Raw genomic sequence first — 19,885 nt, 5'->3', positions numbered from 1 at the left:
CGTCGGCCACCGACTGCCTCGCATGAGAACACGTGGGACGATTCGGCTGGCGACGCGGGGCTCCGACCTCGCCATCCGCCAGGCGACGACGGTACGCGATGCGCTGGAGGAGCGACGCTACGAGGTGGAGCTCGTGGAGGTCGAGACCGAGGGCGACAAGATCCGCGACGAGCTCATCGCGAACCTCGGCAAGACCGGAGCGTTCGTCCGCTCGCTCGACGAGAAAGTGCTCGACGGCGAGGTCGACGCCGCCGTCCACTCGATGAAGGACATGCCGACCGAGATGCCCGACGACCTCGTCGTCGCGGGCATCCCCGAGCGCGCACCGGCCGGTGACGTGCTGGTGACGCCCGACGGCACCGGACTCGAGGACCTCGAGTCCGGCGCAGTCGTCGGCACCGCCTCGATGCGTCGGCAGGCACAGCTGCTGCACGAACGCGACGACCTGACCGTCGAACCCGTGCGCGGCAACGTCGATACACGGGTCGAGAAGGTGCTCGCACCGGCGCTCCAGGCCGAACACGAACGTCGGACGGAGGCGGAGACGGACGGCAACGCGGGGGACGACGAGCCGGAGTACGACCTGCCCGTCGAGGAGTGGTTCGACGACCGGAGCGAGATCGAGCGTCGCGCGCTCGGCCGCGAGGTCGAGACGGAGTACGACGCCATCGTCCTCGCCGAAGCCGGACTCCAGCGCTCCGGGCTGGCCCACCACATCGAGTTCCAGCGGCTCTCGAACGAGTCGTTCGTCCCCGCGGCCGGGCAGGGCGCACTCGCCGTCACGGCACGCGACGACGAGACCGCCGAGGAGCTGCACGAGGTGCTCGACTTCCCGCGGACCCGGGTCGAGACCACCGTCGAGCGGACCGTCCTCGCCGGGCTGAACGGTGGCTGCATCGCCCCCATCGGTGTCCACGCCGTCCTGCAGGGCGAGTACGTCCACACGGCCGCACAGGTGCTGCACCCCGACGGCGACGACGTCGTCCAGCAGCGCCGTGACATCCCGGTCGAGACCCACGTCGCGGCGGCCAAGGAGTTCGCCGGGAACCTGCGTGACGCCGGCGCGGACGACCACGTCGCGGCCGCTCGCGAGCGATGACGGGGTTCGTCTACCTCGTCGGGAGCGGCCCCGGCGACCCCGACCTCATGACCGTGAAGGCCCGCCGGCTGCTCGACGAGGCCGACGTGGTGCTGCACGACAAGCTCCCCGGCCCGGAGATACTGGGCACCATCGACGAGAAGCGCCGCGAGGATGTCGGCAAGCGTGCCGGCGGGGAGTGGACGCCCCAGGAGTACACCAACAGGCGGTTGGTCGAACTCGCCGAGGAGGGCAAGACGGTCGTCCGGCTCAAGGGCGGCGACCCGTTCGTCTTCGGCCGTGGCGGCGAGGAGGCCGAACACCTGGCCGCACACGACATCCCGTTCGAGTACGTCCCCGGGGTCACGTCGGCCATCGCGGGGCCCGGCGTCGCAGGTATCCCCGTTACGCACCGCGACCACGCCTCCTCCGTCTCCTTCGTCACGGGTCACGAGGACCCCACGAAAGAGGAGTCCGCGGTCGACTGGGAGGCGCTCGCGGCCACGGGTGGTACACTCGTCGTCCTGATGGGCGTCGGGAAGCTGCCCGACTACACGGCCGCGCTCCGTGAGGCGGGCATGGATCCCGCGACGCCCGTCGCGCTGGTCGAGCGCGCCACCTGGCCCGACATGCAGGTCGCGACCGGCACACTCGACACAATCGTCGACGTCCGCGACGATGCAGGTATCGAACCGCCCGCAATCACCGTCATCGGGGACGTGGCCGGGACGAGAGACCGCGTCGTCGAGTTCCTGAGAACCCGCACATGACCACGAGAGACACCACGGTCGCCGTGTTCCGCCCGGACGACGAGCGCCTGCGCGACGCCGTCGAACTCGTCGAATCACTCGGTGCGACGCCGGTCCCGGACCCGATGCTCGAAGTGCGCGAGACGGGCGCGTCGCCCCGGGCCGACGCCGAGTACACCATCCTGACGAGCAAGACCGGTGCCGAAATCGCCCGCGAGACGGGCTGGGAATCGGGCGGGACGACCGTCTGTGCCATCGGTTCCGCGACCGCCGAGGCACTGCGCGAGCAAGGGTACGGGGTCGACCTCGTCCCCGAGGAGTACACCTCGACCGGACTGGTCGAGGCACTCGGGGACCGCGTCGACGGTTCGCGGGTCGAGGTCGCCCGCAGCGATCACGGCAGCGAGGTGCTGCTCGAGGGGCTCGGGTCGGCCGGCGCGTACGTCCACGAGACAGTGCTGTACGAACTCGTCCGACCCGACGGTGCGGGTGAGTCGGCCGAACTGGCCGCCGCCGGCGAGCTCGATGCGGTCTGTTTCACCTCGTCGCTGACCGTCGAGAACTTCCTCGACGCGGCCGAGGAGCGCGGGATTCGAGCCGAAGCGGTCGATGGGCTGACCGATGCGGTCGTCGGCGTCATCGGCCCCCCCACCCGGGAGACCGCGGAGGGCGAGGGTGTCGCGGTCGACGTGGTGCCAGAGCACGCCGACTTCGAGGAGCTGGCCTGTGCGGTCGTCGAGGCGGCCGCACCGACGTACCGCGACTGATTCTATCGGCGCTTCTCGGACGATTCGAGCGTTCTCGGAGCCGTCGGCTCGTCGCAGGCGACGAGCGACGCAGACAGGAAATAAATCAAATATCACGATACAGAATACGGATGCGGCTGTGAACGGCGGGCTCCGGCGAACCGCGCTGCTCGGGGACTCCGGTGGCTCTCCGGGTTGTCGGCGCGAGAACGGGGGCGGAGTCGGACACGTGCCGGGTGGCTCGTTTCCTCAGTCGGCATCGAGCAGGTGCCGCCGCTCGGCCGGCACGTACTCCGGGTACTCGTGGCCGTACCCGAGACGGCGAGCGACGGGGGCCAGCGCACGCACGCCGGCACGCTGGACCCACGCCGGGAGGTGTGAGAGGTAGAGCAGGTCGTCGAACTCGTCGACGACCGGCGCGAGCCGCAGCGGGTTGAGCGGCATGCCGGACGGCGTCGTCGCGTAGTCGCGGCCGAGGCCGTAGGTGACGTACATGAACAGTTCCGTGTGGAGTGCGGGGCGGACTTCGCCGACGAGGTGGAGTTCGCCGTCGCCCGCGTTCCAGAACCGATGGGGGTCGCCAGACGGAATCGTCACGCTCTCGCCGGGGCCGAGCAGCCGTTCCGTACCGTCGTGCCAGACGCCGAGAGTTCCGTCACGAACTTCGAGGTACTCATCCTGCTTCGGGTGGATGTGCCGCATCGGCCCGTGCGAGTCCGGCGGTGGGGCCAGCCACATCTCGAACCGGGCGTACTCGCCGTCGGTCTCCTCGGCCGTCGCCAGATAGCGCACCCGCTTGCCGCTCCGGGGTGCGTCGACCGTCGGTGTTGCACCGGCGTCGGGCATGGCCTGCGCTACGGCGACGGCCGTGAAAAGCGTGCCCTGATCGAGCGTCCGGAAGGGTTCATCCGAGGCTTTAACCGCGATTACGACCCATCCTCCGACGAATGTCTGCCAGCGCCCCCGTCCCGAAACTCGCCGACAGGGCCGACGCGTGCGCCGAGCGCCTGCGCGCGGCCGACGAGGTGCTGCTCGCCTCGCACATCGACGCCGACGGGCTCACCAGCGCGGCCGTCGCCTCCAGCGCGCTCGAACGCGCCGACATCGACCACGAGGTCGTCTTCGAGAAGCAACTCGACGCGGACCGCATCGCCGCCATCGCCGAAACTGACTACGACACCGTGCTGTTCACCGACTTTGGCAGCGGCCAGATCGACGACATTGTCCCCCACGCGGAGCGCGGCGCGTTCACGCCGGTCATCGCGGACCACCACCAGCCCGGCGACGCCGACACCGAGTTCCACCTGAACCCACTGCTCGAGGGCATCGACGGCGGCTCGGAGCTGTCGGGCGCGGGTGCGGCCTACGTGCTGGCGAGGGCGCTCGAGGGCGACGGCGACAACCGCGACCTCGCACGGCTGGCCATCGTCGGTGCGGTCGGGGACATGCAGGACCAGGACGGCGAGCTCCACGGCGCGAACGCGGCCATCGTCGACGACGGCGTCGCGGCGGGGGTCGTCGAGAGCGGCACCGACCTCGCGGTGTACGGCAAGCAGACCCGCCCGCTCCCGAAGCTGCTGGAGTACGCGAGCGACGTACAGATTCCCGGCGTGACGAACGACCACAACGGCGCGGTGGCGTTCCTCGAAGACCTCGACGTCGACTGCCGGGCGGACGGCGAGTGGCGTCGGTGGGTCGACCTCACCGCCGACGAGCGCCAGACCGTCGCGAGCGCACTGGTCAAGCGGGCGGTCGCCTCGGGCGTGCCCGCCGACCGGATCGACGAACTCGTCGGGACGACGTACACCCTCACGGCCGAGCCCGAAGGCACCGAGCTCCGTGACGCCAGCGAGTTCTCCACGCTGTTGAACGCCACCGCACGGTACGAGCGCGCGGACGTCGGGCTCGCGGTCTGTCTGGGCGACCGCGACGATGCGCTGACGTCGGCCCGCACGCTGCTGCGGAACCACCGGCGGAACCTCTCGGAGGGGCTGGAGTTCGTGAAGAACGAGGGAACGACGACGGAAGAGCACGTGCAGTGGTTCCACGCCGACGACCGGATCCGCGAGACCATCGTCGGCATCGTCGCCGGGATGGCCCTCGGCGCGGGGGGTATCGACCCTCGCAAGCCCATCCTGGCGTTCGCAAACGAGAGCGACACCGAGGTCAAGGTCTCCGCCCGGGGGAGCGGTGCGCTCGTTCGCAGGGGACTCGACCTGTCGGTCGTGATGCGCGAGGCGTCGCAGTCGGTCGGCGGCGACGGCGGCGGCCACGTCGTCGCGGCCGGGGCGACGATTCCACGGGGTGAGGTCGAAGCGTTCGTCGCAGAGGCAGACCGAATCGTGGGCGAACAGCTCGGCTGAGCCGGATTACTCGAAGAAACGTGCTGGCACGTGCCGTGCGACTGGCTCCGGTAGCGCCCGGGCGAGCGCGGCCCACACCGCCGCGAGCCGCTTCCTGAGTGCCACGTACACCGCGCCGACGGCGAGCAGCGTGAGCGCGAACACCGGCACGGGGTCGGGCAGCGTCATCGCCGGGACCGCCAGCACGGCCGCCGTCCCCAGGTCGTGGGGTGAACCGTCGTAGGGGACAAGGCGCTTCGGGGGAAGCCAGCGGCCGTGATAGTGGCTGTACACCGCACGCTCGGAGCGTCCCTCCCACGGGCGGAGTTCGAGGCCGCCGCCGTAGATGTCCATCACCGGGTGGAGCGCCGCGGCGACGAGGAACGTCGCCAGAGCGACGGTCGCGTTCGTCGGAACGGCGACGGCGACTGCCACGGCCAGACCTGCCGGAATCCACCCGTACACAGGGTAGTGCAGCGTCTTCCGGTGGCCGGCGTAGATGTCGAGGTCGGGGAACAGGCTCCCGGAGAGCCCCACCACCGCGACCGTCACCGGGTCGCCACCGCCGGCGACAGCGAGCGCGGCGAGGACGAGTCCCGCCAGCGCGTGGGTCATAGCCATCATCACGCCTCCGTATGGGACGCGGCCTTACTAATCTGTCCCCTCTGCAAGGACAGAGGGTGGGTTTTTGTCGCCGCCGGAGCTACCACGCTGTATGGACCGCCTCCGGCTGTTGAATCGGACCCTCCAGGTCGGTCTCGTCGGGATCCTCGCGTTCGGCATCCTCGCCCGCAACGTCAGCGTCGTCGTGAACGCCCTCGCGGGCTTCGGCGTGACGCTGGTCCCCGCCGTGCTCGCGCGTGACCGGGAGCTCCTGCTCGACCCACGATTCACGCTGGTCGTCTCCGCCGCCGTCTTCCTGCACTCCATCGGTATGGTCGGCCTGTACGACCGCGTCTGGTGGTGGGACCACCTGACCCACACGTTCTCGGCGACCGTCGTCGCCGTCGTCGCCTACACCGTCGTCTGGGCCGTCGACGTCCACCGGGACGACATCCACCTTCCGCCGCCGTTCACCGGTCTGTTCGTGCTCGCGTTCGTGCTCGCGATGGGCGTGCTCTGGGAGGCCGCGGAGTTCCTCGCTCGCGTGGTCGCGATCGCGCTCGGACAGCAGCCGGTCCTCATCCTCTACGGACTCGAAGACAGCATGTTCGACCTGCTGTTCGACCTTCTCGGCGGCATCGTAGTGATGGTGTTCGCGACGACCCGACTGCGTCACTGGGGAGAGGATCTCGCCGACTGGGTCGACCGACGGCTGGAGGCGAGCTAGGAACCCATTGCGTGCGAGTCCTAACCGTGACCCACACTCGTTTCCTCGCGGAGGATGCGGACCGCCGGCAGGTCGCCGCTGGTCTGGCTCCTGAGCCCGATTCGGTCGCGACTCCGCACGAACTGAGATGTCCTCGCAGTCGGTGGGGGAACCACCGGTAACGTATTCTATATCGTAACATGCCATTTACCGGGGGGTGCAGCGCGAGGGGCGGACTCGTCGCCCAGAAATCAGCAGAACGGTCGTAAACAGTCGAAACAGGCCTCAAAAACGGGCATCAGTCACACTCTCACCGTTCCAGCAGCCGGCCGAACCGCCGGGTCGTCACGCCGGCGTCGGCCAGCTGCTCGAGCACTGCGAGCTCTCGCGAAAGGCTGTCGTCGCCGATTTCGGCCATCTCGGACTCGAAGTAGTCGGCGAACGACTCGAAGCGCTCGGCGTACTCGGCCGAGACGGTCAGGTCGGTCGACTGCCGCTCCCAGCGTCCGAGGTCGTCGTAGTCGACGGGGGTGATGCCGTCATCGGGCGGGTCGCCGTCGTCCTCGCGCATAGCGACCGCCCAGTTGCGGCAGAGGTCGGCGTAGCGGGTCAGCAGGACCGCCTTCCGGACGCCCGTGTCCGCGAACTGCTCCGGGCCGCCGTCGGGGAAGGTGGCCGTCGCGGTCGTCTCGCTCGTCTCTCCCGCTCTGTCCTCCCAGCTCGCTCGTAGCTGCAGAGAACCGCTCTCACCGGTCTGTCGGAGTTTCGCGAGCACGACCCCGCCTCTCGTCTCCCCATCCTCGCGGTCCGAGGCGAACAGGGTGTTGACGTGCATGACCTCGCCGGTGGACTCCTCGGCCGCAGAGGAGCCGTACACCGTCTCTATCTCGTAGCCGGTGGCGTCTAGTTCCAGCGAGAGGTCGAACACGAGCGGCGTGACCATGTACTCGAAGCCGTCGGTGAGCCGCTGTTCGAACTCGTCGGCGGAGTGGACCGAGTAGTGGTTCGCGCCGCGTACGCTCGTGATGGCGTCGATGATCTCGGTGTTGAAGTCGACGCCGACGCCGACGAACGTCGAGTGGACACCACGCCCTGCCTCGGTCTCGAGGCGGCTCTCGAGACCGTTCTCGCTGGTGTCGCCGAGGTTCGGCATCGCGTCCGTGAGCACGGCGATGCGGTTCTCGTAGACGTCGGGGTCGGCGTCTGCGACGTCGTCGAACAGGGCACTGGCCTCGTCCAGTCCAGCCGAGAGGTTCGTGCCGCCGCCGGCGTCGATGTCGGCCTCGATGTGGCCGCGGATGGCGTCCATGTCGGTCGTTTCGACGGGGTTCAGCGGCTTCGCGACCGTCGCCTGGTTGTTGTACAGGACGACACCGAAGCGGTCGCCCGGGCGGAGCTGCTCGGTCAGCGAGGCGAGCGCGTCGCGGGCAACCTCGATCTTCGGGCGGGTGTCGTCCGTCTCCTCGCCGCCGTTCTGGTCGTAGTGGTACTCGTCGAACGGCGACCCCATCGAGCCGGAGACGTCGAGCACGACGACGAAGTTGAGGCGTTTCCGCTCGAAGTCGGCGGCATCGAGTCCGGAGTTCAGGCCGACCGAGAGGTAGCGCTCGGTCTCGCCCGATAGCGGGTCGGCCGAGATGGCGGGCGCGTAGCGCGGGCAGAACAGCGAGTCGCAGTCGCCAGCGCTCCCGGTGTCGAAGTAGTAGTCGTAGAAGAGCCCCTCGTAGGGCATGTCGCTGGGAAGCGGGAGGAATCCGTCCTCGACGTTCTGGCGGAAGTTGTTCACGTCTTTCGCGCCGCCGGCGGCGAGGCCCACGGCGTTGCCGGCGGAGGTCTGCGCGGTGTAGGTGACATTCCCGCCGCCGCTGCCGCCCTTCGAACCAGAGCCGCCACCCTGGCCGATGTCGGCCGGGTCGAACTGCCAGTCGTCGACGAGGCTGCCCGGTGGTGCCGTCGTCGGGAGGTCGGTGGGCACGTCCGCTGTGGGGTCGTTCCCGGGCGTCGAACTGGTGCTACAGCCGGCCAGCGACGCGGCCGTCGCCGTCGCCAGCGCGAGGAACGAGCGTCGCTTTCGTGGGGACATACGGCCCTCTTTTTTCGCGACACACATAACGCGATTCCAAGGTGAAAGCTCGATTTCAGCCAGTTCGCTGCCTGAGACGAGTTTCTGTGTCTGCCGGCTGTTCGTCGGCTCATTGGAGATAAATCAGATATCACTATACGAAAACGGCTCCCAGCGCCGCACGGCGGTTCCGCCGGTCGGCAGCGAGAGCCGAGGTACTCGGTTGCACTGGAGCGATTCGGCGGCTCCACCCCGCGGCTCCACCCCGCGGCTCCACACGCGGCCACGGGATGATTTTTTGTCGTTCCTCCCGGAACGGTCGTAGTAGGTACGAGGTGAGAGACGCGCCCGCTTGGACCCATGGAAGACGAGAGCCGACCGTCGACGGACGACACACAGACGGACCCGTTCGAGCTGCTCGGGAACGAGCAGCGCGCGGCGATCGTCGAGACGCTCGGGGACGCCCGCGTCGAGGCGGGGGTCCGACCCACCGTGTCGTTCTCGGAACTGCGGGCCCGGGCCGACCTCGACATCCCGAGTAGCCAGTTCAACTACCACCTGCAGCGCCTGCTCGGGACGTTCGTCGAGAAGACCGAGGACGGCTACCGGATGCGCGTGGAGGGCCGTCTCGTCTATCAGGCGCTCCGGGCCGGCACGTTCGACAGGGCCGGGCCGGCATCGACCCACGACCTCGACGTCGACTGTTACTACTGCGACGGGACGCTTCAGGCGACCTTCGAGGACGGAGTCGCGAGGGTCGAGTGTCGGGACTGCGAGCACCTGTACGAGATACTCGGCGTCCCACCGGCAGTCCTGAACGCCGACGGAGACGACGCAGTCGAGCGGTTCGTGGGCCACTGCCGGCAGAAACGGTTCGCGTTCGCGAACGGCGACTGTCCGACCTGCGGTGCAGCGGTCGGGACGGAGATCAGGCGGTCGCCGGAGATACCGTTCGACGACGACGAGACCGCAGTCGTCAGGGTCTACCGCCTCTGTGAGAACTGCGGCGACCAGTTCTACCTCTCGCTCGGCGAGGCACTGCTCTACGACCCGGCGGTCGTCTCGTTCTGCCTCGAACGGGGTCTCGACGTCGTGCGGACGCCCTCGTGGGAGATTCCCTTCGCCGCGACCGACCGGTCGGTCGCACTGCTGTCCGAGGAGCCGCTCCGCCTCTCGCTCACGGTCTCGCTGGCCGACGACGAGCTCGAACTGGTCGTCGACGGGTCACTCGCCGTGGTCGAGCGGAACCGGCGCTGACGGCGGCGTCCTGAGCACGGCCGACTCCCGGACCTCGGAAACGCCCCACTTTTGACTGCCCTGTCCCTTCGTCCACGCATGACCGAGTTCGACCCGGACCGCTTCGAGGCGGAGAAGTACGTCGACTACTTCCCGAAGCTCCAGCGCGCCTACAAGAACGCGTTCGAGACGATGAACGACGAGTTCGACTCGCAGCTCGTCCACGGCATCGACCAGCAGGTGCTCAACGAGTCCGAGCCGTTCTACGACGAGGACGAGGGGTTCACCGTCGAGCTCCCCGACGACGCGTACGACCGACTCACGGCCGTGGTCGTCGACGAGGAGAAGTTCGACGCGGTGATGGAGCGGTACCGCGAGGAGATCCGGAGCGAGCTCCGGCGGGTCTTCGGGCTGTAGTCGGGCTCACCCCCCGGCGAGCTCTCCCGTCGGCGTGTTCTCCAGTTCGACGGGTCGTTCCCGGTATCTTGGCCGCACGACACGATGCCGGCGGCCGCTCACCGATGGCCGGTGTCGCGCAACGAGTCAGAGTTCGCGGCCGGTCTCCTGCTCTGCGGCCTCCTCGACACCTTCCGAGATGGCTTCCGTCGCACCGCCGTCTCGGAACCCATCGATCGCCTCCAGTATCACTTCGAGTACGTTCATCTCTGGCCGAGAGACGATACCGCGTCGAATAAACGTTCGTGACATCGCGGCCGCGGGTGAATCGAGGGGAACGCCCGTCATCGCCGGGCGAATACGTGGTGCGCAAAGTTTAGGGACGCCCGTCCCGAAGCTCGCGGTATGAGCACCGAGACACAGGGCGGCGACGACCTGGAGGAGCGCGTCACCAACTTCCTCCGTCGGAACTTCCCGCAGATTCAGATGCACGGCGGCAGTGCGGCCATTCAGGACCTCAACCGCGAGACGGGCGAGGTCACCATCCTCCTCGGTGGTGCCTGCTCCGGCTGTGGTATCTCCCCGATGACCATCCAGGCCATCAAGAGCCGCATGGTCAAGGAGATCCCCGAGATTGAGCAGGTCCACGCCGACACCGGCATGGACGGTGGTGGCGGCGGCGGCGGTGGCGGCATGTCACCCTCGTTCCCCGGCGAGACCGTCGAGGACGGCGACGACGGCAGCGAGACGGACGAAGGGCCGCAGGCCCCGTTCTGAGTCACCGCCGTCGAACCGGCGTTCGCTCCGGGCAAAACAACAGTTCTTAATCCTTCGTCCCCCCGAAGCCGAGTATGAACCCTACAGACGGGCGGAACGTCCTCTTCGTGGTGATGGACACGGTCAGGAAGGACCACCTGTCCGTCTACGGGTACGACCGCCCGACGACGCCGGGTCTGGAGGCGTTCGCGTCGGAGGCTGCAGTGTACGAGGGTGCCGTCGCGCAGGCACCGTGGACGCTCCCGGTGCACGCCTCGCTGTTCACCGGGCTGTACCCGAGCCAGCACGGGGCGAGCCAGGAGAACCCGTATCTGGAAGGGGCGACGACGCTCGCGGAGACGCTCGCTTCGACGCATCGCACGGCGTGTTACTCCTCGAACGCGTGGATCACGCCGTACACCCACCTCACCGACGGCTTCGACGACCAGGACAACTTCTTCGAGGTGATGCCCGGCGAGTTCCTCTCCGGGCCCATCGCCCGCGCCTGGAAGGCGATGAACGACAGCCCGACCCTGCGACGGGTCGCCGACTGGATGGTCTCGGTCGGCAACAAGATCCACGAGTACACCGCCTCGAGCGAGGGCGCGGACTCGAAGACGCCACAGGTCATCGACCGCACGCAGGAGTTCATCGCGGAGGCCGAGGCCGACGGCGAGCACTGGTTCCAGTTCGTCAACCTGATGGACGCCCACCTGCCGTACCACCCACCGGACGAGCATCGCGAGGAGTTCGCCCCCGGTGTGGACTCGGCGACGGTCTGCCAGAACTCGAAGGAGTACAACTCCGGGGCCCGCGACATCGACGCCGACGAGTGGGACGACATCCGCGGGCTGTACGACGCCGAGATACACCACATCGACGCCGAGCTCACGCGGCTGTTCGACTGGCTCAAGGCCGAGGGCCACTGGGAGGACACGCTCGTCGTCGTCTGTGCGGACCACGGCGAGCTGTTCGGCGAGCACGGCCTCTACGGCCACGAGTTCGGCATCTACGACCCGCTGGTGAACGTCCCCTGCATGGTCAAGCACTCCGACCTCGATCCGGGCCGCTACGACCGACAGTTCGAGCTGCTCGACCTCTATCACACCGTTCTCGACCACGCGGGCGTGGAGACGGCCGCCGACGACGGCGTCGACCTCGACCCTGCTCGGTCGCTGCTGGACGACTCCCACGGACACCGCGAGCAGGGCGAGTACGCCTTCGTCGAGTACTCCCGACCAGTCGTCGAGCTCAAACAGCTGGAAGGGAAGGCCGCGGACGCCGGCATCACGCTCGACGAGGAGTCCCGGTTCTACTCCCGGATGCGCGCGGCCCGCCGGACGGACGGCAAGTACATCCGCAACGAGCGCATCCCCGACGAGTTCTACCGGCTCGACGAGGACCCCGACGAGGCCGACGACCGCCGCGGCGAGGACGACCCGGTCGAGCGCGAGGTCGAGGCCGCCCTCGCCGCGTTCGAGGAGCGCGTCGCCGACGAGTGGGACGGCGACTGGTCGAGCGACGACGGCGACGGCGAGTTCGACGAGATGAGTGACACCGCGAAGGAACGACTACAGGACCTCGGGTACATGGAGTAGCGTGAGCGGGACATCTGGTGGGGCGTTCGGGGACCTGTTCGCTCGCAGGACGCTCGCGAAGATGGGGCTCGGGTTCGGTATCTCGCTGCTGCTCGTCTACCTCCTCGGGACCGCAGTCGGCTGGGAGCGCACGCTCGACCAGCTCGCGAGGGCTGACCCCGCCTGGGTCGCCGCGGGCTGTCTCTCGACGTTCTGCTGTCTGGCGGCGTGGGGGCGGGCGTGGCAGATCGTCCTCGCCGTCGGCGGCGTCGAGGTGCCGTACCGGAAGCTCGTCGTCACCTACTTCGCGGCGACGTTCGCGAACTACGTCACCCCGTTCGGGCAGGCCGGTGGCGAGCCGTTCATCGCCTACGTGCTCGCCCGCGACACCGAGGCGGACTACGAGCAGAGTCTCGCGAGCGTCGTCACCGCGGACCTGCTGAACCTGCTCCCCTTTTTCAACTTCGCGGCGGTCGGCACCGCCTATCTGGTCGTCCAGACCTCGCTCGGAGACACCGAGACGGTCGGCAATCTCGTGCTCGTACTGGGGCTGCTCGCGGTGAGCATCCCGCTCGTGGTCTGGTTCGGCTGGCGGCACCGCGGTGCGGTCGAGGCGCTCGTCGTCTGGCTCGTCCGGCCGGTCGCTCGCGTCACGAGCCGGGTGAGCGTCGACGGAACCCGCGAGCGCATCGAGCGGTTCTACGGCTCTATCGAGACCATCGCCGCCGAACCCCGGGAGCTCGCCCGAGCGCTCGGCTACTCCTACGTCGGCTGGCTCTTCTTCACGCTGCCGATGGTCGCCGCGCTCCAGGCGGTCGACGCGTCGATGCAGCTCCTGCTCGTGTTCTTCATCGTCCCCGCGAGCACGGTCGCCGGCATGGTGCCGACGCCCGGCGGGCTGGGGGCCGTGGAGGGGGCATTGACTGGCCTGCTCGTCGAAATCGGGCAGCTCCCCGCCGATACGGCCTTTGCGGTGACGACGCTCTACCGCGTCGAGAGCTTCGTGTTCGCGCTGGTGGTCGGTGGAATCGCAGCGCTGTGGGTGACGGCGAGGGTCTGAAACTGGTCAGTGCAGATCGTGGGTCTAACACACCACCGAGCGTCAGTTAGAAGCTCGTTCCGAGCACGAAGAAGCCGACGAGCGTGATGGCCGCAACGACGAGTGTCCCGACGAAGATCATCACGTCGTCACGGGCAGTTGCGTGTTGACGCACCCGCCGCCGACCTATTGGTGCGAGTGCTACTCCTGCCCCGAGTAGCCCGATACCGCCAATCGCTGGGAGAATAGCGATAGGAACGCCCGCAGCGGCGTGCAAGGCGGCGATACCAAGCAGCCCAACGCCGATGGTCAGGTCGAGCGCGCTTCCCGTGTACCGCGCGACGGATGCAACTGCCATATCACCACGTGCACACTCTGTTGGTAAATTCATTATGACTGTCTTCCCTATCCGCGTAGACCCCTCCGTTAGACTCGTATCTCTACCTAACAGCCGTTTCAGGAATCGAAGTGCCTGAGGAACCCAATCTCGACGGCCACCCTCACCGGAGTCCTCGCGCTTCCTCCCACGCCCTCAGCAACCGCGCCGTCGTCGCACAGACCGGCACGTCGACGTCGGCGTCCCGAACCTCGCCGGCGCGGTCGACGACGTAGCCGGTGATGGCGTCGACCTCGGTGTGGCGGCCCGATTCGACGTCCTGCAGCATGGAGGAGGTGTTCGCGGCGGTCGCCTCGGCGACGTCCTCGACCGCGGCGACGGCCTCGCGGTTCGACAGGCGCACGTCGTGGCCGCGGGCGACGCGGGCGGTCTCGCGGGCCGCATCGCGCGCGAGCCCGTTCGCCGTGCCGTCCAGCAGCGCGCCGTTCTCGCTCCGGGTCAGCGCGGTGACGGTGTTGATGCCGGCGTTGACCGCGAGCTTCTTCCAGAGCCGGCGGGGCATGTCGTCGACCACCGCGGCGACGAGGCCGCCGCCGACGAGCGCGCGTTCGAGCAGGTCGTCCGCGGGTCCGGTCCCGCCCTCGTGGAAGCCGACGACGACCTCGCCGACGCCCGTGCACTCGACGCGGCCGGGTTCGTGGAGGATGGCCCCGTAGGTGGCGGTGCCGGCGTAGACGGGGCAGTCGACGTGGGCGGCGAGGGTCGACTCGTTGCCCAGCCCGTTCTGGAGCGAGCAGACTGCGTCGAAGCTGCCGGTGGCGAGGTCGGCCGCGGCGGTTTCGGTGTCGAACGCCTTCACCGTCACGAGCGCGAGGTCGGCATCGAGGCCGGTCCCGTCGGTCGTCGCGTTGGGGTGGACCGTCTCGGTGCTCTCCCGTGTCTCGACCCGGAGGCCCGACGACTGGACGGTTGCGACGTGGGGGTCCCGGCCGACGAGGGTCACGTCGTGCCCGTCCGCCTGGAGCAGCCCGCCGAGGAGGCTGCCGAGGCTGCCCGCGCCGTAGACGACGATTCGCATGGCTCGACGTGGGTGGCCGACGGAGAAAAAGCGTGCCGGTCAGTCTTCGGTCCAGTAGTAGATGTCCTCCTTCTCGGTCCCACAGCCCGGGCACTCGTCGGGGATATCGGTGTCGAGTGTGCCCATCTCGCCGCACTCCCAGCAGCGCCACATCAGCTCGCCTTCGCCGAACTCGTGGCCGCTGCGGTGATGCCCGATGCTCAGCCCCTCGATGCCGTCTTCGGCGGTCACGTAGAAGCCGTGCTCGTCGAACCCACGGACGTGGCCGAGTTTGGTTCCGTCCTCGCTGTAGATGCTCATGCCGAAGCTGATGCGTGGCTGCTCGTCTTGCTGGCTCATGTGTGGAACGACGGCGGCCAGAATCTTAAGTGATATGTCAACACCTACCATGGTCGGGTGGGCGGACACGGACAGCTCACGCGCTCGGACCACGAGCTATTTGCACCCGGTCCCCACACACTCACACACGATGATCGACCTACGCAGCGACACGGTCACGAAGCCGGACGACGCCATGCGCGAGGCGGCCGCGTCAGCACCGGTCGGTGACGACGTGTACGAGGAGGACCCGACGGTGAACGAGCTCGAGAGTGAGGCCGCGGAACTCGTGGGCATGGAGGACGCGCTGTTCGTCCCGACAGGGACGATGGGCAATCAGGTCGCGGTGCGCACCCACACCGACCGCGGGCAGGAGGTGCTCTCGGGGCGGGAGAGTCACGTCGTGAAGTGGGAGCTCGGCGGGATGGCCCAGCTCTCCTCACTGCAGGTGCGGACGTTCGACGGAGGCGAGCGCGGCGTGCCGACGCCCGAGCAGGTGCACGAGGGCTACGTCGCGGAGGACCTGCACCGCCCCGGTACGGGCCTGTTGACGCTGGAGAACTCGCACAACTCGAAGGGGGGGGTGGCCATCACGCCCGACGAGATCGCGGCGGCGGCCGAGGCGGCCCACGACCTCGACGTGCCGGTACATCTCGACGGCGCGCGGCTGTTCAACGCGGCGGTGTCGCTGGGCGTCCCGGCAAGCGACATCACCGAGCACGTCGACTCCGTGATGTTCTGTCTCTCGAAGGGGCTTGGTGCGCCGGTCGGTTCCATCCTCGCGGGCCCGGCCGAGTTCATCGAGCGTGCACGCCGGAACCGCAAGCTGTTCGGCGGCGGGATGCGGCAGGCGGGCATCATCGCCGGGCCGGGGCTACAGGCCCTCGCCAACGTCGAGCGGCTGGCCGAAGACCACGAGAACGCGCGGACGCTGGCGGCCGGGCTGGACGAGATTGCGGGGCTGTCGGCGGTCGAGCCGGACACGAACATCGTGCTCGTGGACACGACGGAGAGCGGACTGACCGCGGAGGCGTTCCTCGAGCGCTGCGCGGACGAGGACGTGCTGGGTTCGGCCTTCGGCGAGTACGTCGTCCGGTTCTGCACGCACTGGGACGTGGACGAGGCGGCGGTCGCGGCGGCGGTGGAGCGGGTCGAGTCGGTGCTCTAGTTCTTCCCCGAGCCCTCGTCCATGCCTTCCTTGAAGCCGAGCATGGTGCGCCGGAACAGCAAGTAGAAGAAGAAGATGAGCGCGAGTAGCACGACGACGACGAACAGCGTGAACGGGTCCTCGAAGAAGCCGTCGACCTGTGCGGGGACGGGTGTCTGCATGGGTCTTCGTTTCGCGGCTCGAGACAAATGCGTTTCGACGTTTCCCGTGGGAACTGATCGGGGGCGAGCTGGTCTAGCGTCTCGTTATCCTTTCCCGCGGAAATCACTGCTGGTAGCGGTGTGGTAAGGGGTACCAATAGCGCCGCTGTCTTGCGATTCTGGAAAGACAAATAGTTATCGAAGATATACAAACGTTCATGTTCGACGATACCCATCCCTACGGTATGGCGGATCTGTTGCCCTCCTCTCCGGACACGTCGGCTGCCGACGACGCGGAGCCTCGCGTCATCGGCCTCGACAGCGACGACGCCGACGACCTCATCGGGGCACTCTCCTCGTCGACGGCGCGTGAGGTGTTGACCGCGCTCCACGACGAACCCGCGACGCCCTCCCAGCTCGCCGACGCGGTCGACACCTCCCTCCAGAACACGCAGTACCATCTGGAGAAACTGGAGGACGCCGACATCATCGAGGTGGTGGATACGGCGTACTCCGCGAAGGGCAGGGAGATGAAGGTGTACGCGCCAGCCGACCAGCCGCTCGTGGTCTTCGCCGGCGGCTCGGAACAGTCGACGGGACTGAAGGCGGCCATCTCCCGACTGCTAGGTGCGTTCGGGCTGCTCGCGGTGGGGTCGTTGCTCGTCCAGCAGACGTTCGGTGGCGGACTCGGCTCGTTCTTCGACTTCGGCGGCGGCACTCCCCCGAGCGGGGAGCCGCTCCCCCCACCGTCCACCGAGACAGTCGCGAACAACCCGAACGAGACGGCGACCACGGCGGTCGAGACGACGACGGCGGCGACACGCGTCGCGGTCGATTCAGCCGGCTCGTCGGTCTCTCCGGGACTGGCGTTCATGCTCGGTGGGACGCTCATCCTCGCCGCCGGCTTCGCCTACTGGTACACGGCGAACCGGTAGGTGAAACGCTGCTTTGTGCTATCAGTAGGTCTTTTGATACGTACGTCGTCGGTAGACGTGTACCCCGGGGCTTCGGCCCTCCACCTGTCATGACACGCGCCCCGGGGCACGTCGACCCGCGACCGTCGCTGTGGCACCCCGCTCCCTTCATCCCACGTGTCAGACACCCGCTGCCAGACGCTTACTCCCGCGTGTCGCGACCCGTCGCCCTCACCGAGAACTCCTCGATGAGCGTGCCGTCGGGCCGGACGATGCGGCCCGAGAGGCGGTCGTCGGTCCGTTCGAGTTCGGCGTGGCCGGGCTGGTTCCCCCGCGGCTGGGCGTGACTCCCGGGATTCAACATGGTCAGTTCGTCGGTCTCGACGACGGTCGGCCGGTGCGTGTGGCCGGAGACGACGAGGTCCGCATCCTTCTCCCGGCCGAACATCCGCAGGCCGGTCGGCCCGCCGCTCTGTCGGTGTGTCACCGCGATGCGGACGCCAGCGTACTCGACGACGCGGGCGGTCGGGAGCCGCTCGGTGACGGCTGGGTCGTCGGCGTTGCCGTGGACCGCGCGGAGCTCGGGAGCCACCTCGTAGAAGGCGTCGAGGGCGTCCGGCGAGACGAAATCGCCTGCGTGGACGACGAGACCGGCGGCTGCGACCGCCTCGCGAGTCCGGCCGGTCAGGGCGTGCCCGGTGTGTGAGTGCGTGTCGGAGCAGACGACGAGCATGCGCAGTGGTAGGTGCCCCGGGGTGACGTGTGTTTCGTTCGACAGAAACCACTTTGGTGCCACCGCCGCAACGGTGGGACATGGCACAGGAGCGCGAGCGTCCCGAGGCGGAAGACGCACCACCCCGCGCAGTCGTCCTCGCGACGTTCGACTCGCTCGGCCCGCGAACGGCGGAGGGGGTCGCCGAGGAGATCGACGTTGGCCGTGACCACACCGCCGCGACGCTGTCGGCGCTCGTCGAAGCGGGCGAGCTCGAAGCGGCCGAGCTGGTGGACGGCGACGACGCGCTCACGGCGTACTACCTCTCCCCGGACGTCCATCCGGGCGGCAGCATCGACCCCGAGACGGCCCGTCGCGCGGCGGTAGAGCGCACCATCGCCGAGCTCGACGTACCGGGCGTGAGCGAGATGATGCAGGACTGGCGGCGCGACGCGCTCGAACGGGCCTGGGAGTTCCTCGCCGAGGAGGGACGGACCAGCGACCGGGCGTTCAGGCGCGAGGTGTACCCGGGCCACAAGGCGGGCTACGACACGGCCGATGCGTGGTGGGCGTTCGTCCGTCCGCGGCTCGGCCGGCTCCCCGGCGTCGACGGCCCCTCCGACGACGGCTCCACCTGGACGTACGCCGGCCCCTGAAACGCGCCGCCGCCCGCGCGACGGTCGAAGCCGCTCCGGAACGGTTTTTTGCCTGCATGTCAGTCGAGTAGACAATGGCATCGAGCAAGTCAGTCGTCATCGCCGCACTCATCGCCAACGCGGCGATTGCGATACTGAAGTTCGTCGGCTATCTCCTGACGATGAGCCCGGCGATGCTGTCCGAGACGTATCACTCGGTCTCCGACACCGGGAACCAGGTGTTCCTGCTGGTCGGTATCCGCTACTCCGACAAGGAGGCGAGCCGTAGTCATCCCTTTGGCTACGGGAAGGCACAGTTCTTCTACTCCTTCCTTGTCAGTGTGCTGCTGTTCGGTATCGCGGGCTGGGAGTCCGCGAAGCACGGCTACAACGCCATCATGCACCCCCACATGCCGGAGATGCAGGACCCGACTGTGCTGGGCTTTACGTTCCCGGGAGTCTGGGTCAACTACGCCGTGCTCATCGGTGCCATCATCTTCGAGGCGTGGGCGCTCTGGAAGGCGAACAAGGCGCTGAAGCTGCAGATGGAGCAGCACGGCTGGTCGGGCTACCGCGAGGCGTTCCGCAAGACCAGCGACGTGACGACGCTGACGGCGTTCACCGAGGACACCATCGCGATGGGCGGTGCCGGCATCGCGCTGTTCGGCGTCTTCCTCACGCGGTCCACCGGAGACCCCATCTACGACGCCGTCTCGGCGCTGCTCATCGGGCTGTTGCTCATGTTCTTCGCCGTCGCGCTGGCGTGGGAGAACAAGCGGCTCCTGCTCGGCGAGTCCATGCCCGAGGACGAGGAGTCCGAGCTTCGGGGCGTCATCAGGGACGGTGACGGCGTCATCTCGGTCAACGACTTCCGGACGGTGTACTTCGGCCCCGGTCGGCTCGTCGTCACCGCCGACGTCTCGTTCGAGGCTGGCCTCGACACCGCCGAGATCGACGACGCCATCGGCGCCATTGAGACGGAGCTGAAGGCACGCGACAGCGCGGTGAAGACGGTGTACATCGAGCCGGAGTCGGAGCTCGACGACGGTTCGGGCACCGACGCGGCGGCGGCGTAGCTCAGCTCGCCTCGGTCTCGAGCAGTCGACTGATCTCCTCCGGTTCTAGCACGTCGGTCAGGCCCTCACCGGCCTCCAGCCGAGCGAGTTCGTCGTCGTCGAGCATCTCCTGCAGGGCCCGCTGTGCGAGGCGTTCCCGGAGTGATTCGTCCAGATCGTCGAGGTCGTAGCCGGGCACTGGCATGTGGTACCATATGTCTCGATGACTCTTAGCTCT

General features: G+C 68.1%; 23 protein-coding genes. 14 read left to right on the top strand and 9 right to left on the bottom strand.

Features of this window, described 5'->3' with window-relative positions:
* The first annotated feature begins 22 nt into the window (after positions 1-22).
* The 3 genes from hemC to NO978_RS08775 are packed head-to-tail and all read left to right on the top strand — an operon-like array spanning position 23 to position 2,594.
* Positions 23-1,099, top strand: coding sequence for a hydroxymethylbilane synthase (hemC, locus tag NO978_RS08785; RefSeq protein WP_257299205.1), 1,077 nt, complete (start codon positions 23-25; stop codon positions 1,097-1,099).
* Positions 1,096-1,848, top strand: coding sequence for a uroporphyrinogen-III C-methyltransferase (gene cobA, locus NO978_RS08780; protein ID WP_257299204.1), 753 nt, complete (start codon positions 1,096-1,098; stop codon positions 1,846-1,848). Before hemC ends, cobA begins: the two co-directional genes overlap by 4 nt.
* A complete protein-coding gene (locus tag NO978_RS08775; RefSeq protein WP_257299203.1) occupies positions 1,845-2,594 on the top strand; it encodes a uroporphyrinogen-III synthase in 750 nt (249 codons plus the stop codon). Before cobA ends, NO978_RS08775 begins: the two co-directional genes overlap by 4 nt.
* A 228-nt stretch (positions 2,595-2,822) precedes the next feature.
* Here the strand turns inward: NO978_RS08775 and NO978_RS08770 are convergent, their stop codons facing one another.
* Positions 2,823-3,419 (bottom strand): cupin domain-containing protein, encoded by a 597-nt coding sequence (locus NO978_RS08770; protein ID WP_257299201.1) that lies wholly within the window; start codon positions 3,417-3,419, stop codon positions 2,823-2,825.
* 101 nt (positions 3,420-3,520) lie between these two features.
* Here NO978_RS08770 and NO978_RS08765 point away from each other — a divergent pair, with 101 nt between their 5' ends.
* A complete protein-coding gene (locus NO978_RS08765) occupies positions 3,521-4,936 on the top strand; it encodes a DHH family phosphoesterase (protein ID WP_257299200.1) in 1,416 nt (471 codons plus the stop codon).
* A gap of 6 nt (positions 4,937-4,942) precedes the next feature.
* On the opposite strand, the gene NO978_RS08760 is transcribed toward NO978_RS08765, so the two are convergent.
* Positions 4,943-5,539 carry a metal-dependent hydrolase gene (locus tag NO978_RS08760; RefSeq protein ID WP_369684129.1) on the bottom strand — a complete coding sequence of 199 codons (597 nt, stop codon included), beginning with the start codon at positions 5,537-5,539 and terminating at the stop codon, positions 4,943-4,945.
* 91 nt (positions 5,540-5,630) lie between these two features.
* On the opposite strand from NO978_RS08760, the gene NO978_RS08755 reads away from it, so the two are divergent.
* The gene (locus NO978_RS08755) at positions 5,631-6,245 is read left to right on the top strand and encodes a hypothetical protein (RefSeq protein WP_257299198.1); all 615 of its coding nucleotides are present in this window, start codon (positions 5,631-5,633) and stop codon (positions 6,243-6,245) included.
* Between the two features lie 289 nt (positions 6,246-6,534).
* Here the strand turns inward: NO978_RS08755 and NO978_RS08750 are convergent, their stop codons facing one another.
* Complete coding sequence (locus tag NO978_RS08750; protein ID WP_257299197.1) at positions 6,535-8,307, bottom strand: VWA domain-containing protein; 1,773 nt, start codon at positions 8,305-8,307, stop codon at positions 6,535-6,537.
* 339 nt (positions 8,308-8,646) lie between these two features.
* Here NO978_RS08750 and NO978_RS08745 point away from each other — a divergent pair, with 339 nt between their 5' ends.
* From NO978_RS08745 to NO978_RS08725, 5 genes are all read left to right on the top strand, one after another.
* Entirely contained in the window at positions 8,647-9,543 is an 897-nt protein-coding gene (locus NO978_RS08745) for a hypothetical protein (RefSeq protein ID WP_257299196.1), read from the top strand.
* Positions 9,544-9,621: 78 nt separating this feature from the next.
* Positions 9,622-9,939 (top strand): DUF5783 family protein, encoded by a 318-nt coding sequence (locus tag NO978_RS08740; RefSeq protein ID WP_257299195.1) that lies wholly within the window; start codon positions 9,622-9,624, stop codon positions 9,937-9,939.
* Positions 9,940-10,323: 384 nt separating this feature from the next.
* Positions 10,324-10,695 carry a NifU family protein gene (locus NO978_RS08735; protein ID WP_257299193.1) on the top strand — a complete coding sequence of 124 codons (372 nt, stop codon included), beginning with the start codon at positions 10,324-10,326 and terminating at the stop codon, positions 10,693-10,695.
* A 74-nt stretch (positions 10,696-10,769) separates the two neighbouring features.
* Positions 10,770-12,272 carry a sulfatase-like hydrolase/transferase gene (locus NO978_RS08730; protein ID WP_257299192.1) on the top strand — a complete coding sequence of 501 codons (1,503 nt, stop codon included), beginning with the start codon at positions 10,770-10,772 and terminating at the stop codon, positions 12,270-12,272.
* Position 12,273: 1 nt separating this feature from the next.
* Positions 12,274-13,311: a lysylphosphatidylglycerol synthase transmembrane domain-containing protein gene (locus tag NO978_RS08725; protein ID WP_257299191.1), complete on the top strand. Its 1,038-nt coding sequence runs from the start codon at positions 12,274-12,276 to the stop codon at positions 13,309-13,311.
* Positions 13,312-13,357: 46 nt separating this feature from the next.
* Here NO978_RS08725 and NO978_RS08720 read toward each other — a convergent pair whose 3' ends face one another.
* The 3 genes from NO978_RS08720 to NO978_RS08710 all read right to left on the bottom strand — a co-directional run bounded on the left by NO978_RS08720 (position 13,358) and on the right by NO978_RS08710 (position 15,044).
* Positions 13,358-13,648, bottom strand: a complete 291-nt coding sequence (locus NO978_RS08720) for a hypothetical protein (protein ID WP_257299190.1) — start codon at positions 13,646-13,648, stop codon at positions 13,358-13,360.
* A 142-nt stretch (positions 13,649-13,790) separates the two neighbouring features.
* Positions 13,791-14,705 (bottom strand): ketopantoate reductase family protein, encoded by a 915-nt coding sequence (locus NO978_RS08715; protein WP_257299189.1) that lies wholly within the window; start codon positions 14,703-14,705, stop codon positions 13,791-13,793.
* Between the two features lie 39 nt (positions 14,706-14,744).
* The gene (locus NO978_RS08710) at positions 14,745-15,044 is read right to left on the bottom strand and encodes a hypothetical protein (protein ID WP_257299188.1); all 300 of its coding nucleotides are present in this window, start codon (positions 15,042-15,044) and stop codon (positions 14,745-14,747) included.
* Between the two features lie 130 nt (positions 15,045-15,174).
* Here NO978_RS08710 and NO978_RS08705 point away from each other — a divergent pair, with 130 nt between their 5' ends.
* Positions 15,175-16,191, top strand: coding sequence for a low specificity L-threonine aldolase (locus NO978_RS08705; RefSeq protein WP_257299187.1), 1,017 nt, complete (start codon positions 15,175-15,177; stop codon positions 16,189-16,191).
* Here NO978_RS08705 and NO978_RS08700 read toward each other — a convergent pair.
* Entirely contained in the window at positions 16,188-16,352 is a 165-nt protein-coding gene (locus NO978_RS08700) for a hypothetical protein (protein WP_257299186.1), read from the bottom strand. The two genes, NO978_RS08705 and NO978_RS08700, sit on opposite strands and share 4 nt — an antisense overlap.
* A gap of 224 nt (positions 16,353-16,576) precedes the next feature.
* Here NO978_RS08700 and NO978_RS08695 point away from each other — a divergent pair, with 224 nt between their 5' ends.
* On the top strand, positions 16,577-17,266 hold the full coding sequence (locus NO978_RS08695) for a helix-turn-helix domain-containing protein (protein ID WP_257299185.1): 690 nt from the start codon (positions 16,577-16,579) through the stop codon (positions 17,264-17,266).
* A 181-nt stretch (positions 17,267-17,447) separates the two neighbouring features.
* Here the strand turns inward: NO978_RS08695 and NO978_RS08690 are convergent, their stop codons facing one another.
* The gene (locus NO978_RS08690) at positions 17,448-17,978 is read right to left on the bottom strand and encodes a metallophosphoesterase (RefSeq protein WP_257299183.1); all 531 of its coding nucleotides are present in this window, start codon (positions 17,976-17,978) and stop codon (positions 17,448-17,450) included.
* 80 nt (positions 17,979-18,058) lie between these two features.
* Between NO978_RS08690 and NO978_RS08685 the strand changes: the two genes are divergently transcribed.
* Together NO978_RS08685 and NO978_RS08680 are read left to right on the top strand one after the other, a co-directional pair.
* On the top strand, positions 18,059-18,613 hold the full coding sequence (locus NO978_RS08685; RefSeq protein WP_257299182.1) for a hypothetical protein: 555 nt from the start codon (positions 18,059-18,061) through the stop codon (positions 18,611-18,613).
* A 74-nt stretch (positions 18,614-18,687) separates the two neighbouring features.
* Positions 18,688-19,668: a cation diffusion facilitator family transporter gene (locus NO978_RS08680; RefSeq protein WP_257299181.1), complete on the top strand. Its 981-nt coding sequence runs from the start codon at positions 18,688-18,690 to the stop codon at positions 19,666-19,668.
* A 1-nt stretch (position 19,669) separates the two neighbouring features.
* On the opposite strand, the gene NO978_RS08675 is transcribed toward NO978_RS08680, so the two are convergent.
* A complete protein-coding gene (locus tag NO978_RS08675) occupies positions 19,670-19,852 on the bottom strand; it encodes a hypothetical protein (protein ID WP_257299180.1) in 183 nt (60 codons plus the stop codon).
* Between the last annotated feature and the right edge of the window lie 33 nt (positions 19,853-19,885).

It is taken from the genome of Haloarchaeobius sp. FL176, assembly GCF_024609245.1.
In the GTDB taxonomy this organism is placed as follows: Archaea; Halobacteriota; Halobacteria; order Halobacteriales; family Natrialbaceae; genus Haloarchaeobius.
This window is presented reverse-complemented; position numbering and strand designations above follow the sequence as displayed.

Excerpts from the sequence above, each read along its gene's own strand:
- NO978_RS08685 (WP_257299182.1), top strand. The coding sequence starts at position 18,059 with ATGGCACAGGAGCGCGAGCGTCCCGAGGCGGAAGACGCACCACCCCGC.
- NO978_RS08765 (WP_257299200.1), top strand. The coding sequence starts at position 3,521 with ATGTCTGCCAGCGCCCCCGTCCCGAAACTCGCCGACAGGGCCGACGCG.
- NO978_RS08740 (WP_257299195.1), top strand. The coding sequence starts at position 9,622 with ATGACCGAGTTCGACCCGGACCGCTTCGAGGCGGAGAAGTACGTCGAC.
- NO978_RS08730 (WP_257299192.1), top strand. The coding sequence starts at position 10,770 with ATGAACCCTACAGACGGGCGGAACGTCCTCTTCGTGGTGATGGACACG.
- NO978_RS08710 (WP_257299188.1), bottom strand. The coding sequence starts at position 15,044 with ATGAGCCAGCAAGACGAGCAGCCACGCATCAGCTTCGGCATGAGCATC.
- NO978_RS08675 (WP_257299180.1), bottom strand. The coding sequence starts at position 19,852 with ATGCCAGTGCCCGGCTACGACCTCGACGATCTGGACGAATCACTCCGG.
- NO978_RS08700 (WP_257299186.1), bottom strand. The coding sequence starts at position 16,352 with ATGCAGACACCCGTCCCCGCACAGGTCGACGGCTTCTTCGAGGACCCG.
- NO978_RS08680 (WP_257299181.1), top strand. The coding sequence starts at position 18,688 with ATGGCATCGAGCAAGTCAGTCGTCATCGCCGCACTCATCGCCAACGCG.
- NO978_RS08775 (WP_257299203.1), top strand. The coding sequence starts at position 1,845 with ATGACCACGAGAGACACCACGGTCGCCGTGTTCCGCCCGGACGACGAG.
- NO978_RS08755 (WP_257299198.1), top strand. The coding sequence starts at position 5,631 with ATGGACCGCCTCCGGCTGTTGAATCGGACCCTCCAGGTCGGTCTCGTC.
- NO978_RS08745 (WP_257299196.1), top strand. The coding sequence starts at position 8,647 with ATGGAAGACGAGAGCCGACCGTCGACGGACGACACACAGACGGACCCG.
- NO978_RS08770 (WP_257299201.1), bottom strand. The coding sequence starts at position 3,419 with ATGCCCGACGCCGGTGCAACACCGACGGTCGACGCACCCCGGAGCGGC.
- NO978_RS08760 (WP_369684129.1), bottom strand. The coding sequence starts at position 5,539 with ATGATGGCTATGACCCACGCGCTGGCGGGACTCGTCCTCGCCGCGCTC.
- cobA (WP_257299204.1), top strand. The coding sequence starts at position 1,096 with ATGACGGGGTTCGTCTACCTCGTCGGGAGCGGCCCCGGCGACCCCGAC.
- NO978_RS08705 (WP_257299187.1), top strand. The coding sequence starts at position 15,175 with ATGATCGACCTACGCAGCGACACGGTCACGAAGCCGGACGACGCCATG.
- NO978_RS08735 (WP_257299193.1), top strand. The coding sequence starts at position 10,324 with ATGAGCACCGAGACACAGGGCGGCGACGACCTGGAGGAGCGCGTCACC.
- NO978_RS08750 (WP_257299197.1), bottom strand. The coding sequence starts at position 8,307 with ATGTCCCCACGAAAGCGACGCTCGTTCCTCGCGCTGGCGACGGCGACG.
- NO978_RS08715 (WP_257299189.1), bottom strand. The coding sequence starts at position 14,705 with ATGCGAATCGTCGTCTACGGCGCGGGCAGCCTCGGCAGCCTCCTCGGC.
- NO978_RS08720 (WP_257299190.1), bottom strand. The coding sequence starts at position 13,648 with ATGGCAGTTGCATCCGTCGCGCGGTACACGGGAAGCGCGCTCGACCTG.
- NO978_RS08695 (WP_257299185.1), top strand. The coding sequence starts at position 16,577 with ATGGCGGATCTGTTGCCCTCCTCTCCGGACACGTCGGCTGCCGACGAC.
- NO978_RS08690 (WP_257299183.1), bottom strand. The coding sequence starts at position 17,978 with ATGCTCGTCGTCTGCTCCGACACGCACTCACACACCGGGCACGCCCTG.
- hemC (WP_257299205.1), top strand. The coding sequence starts at position 23 with ATGAGAACACGTGGGACGATTCGGCTGGCGACGCGGGGCTCCGACCTC.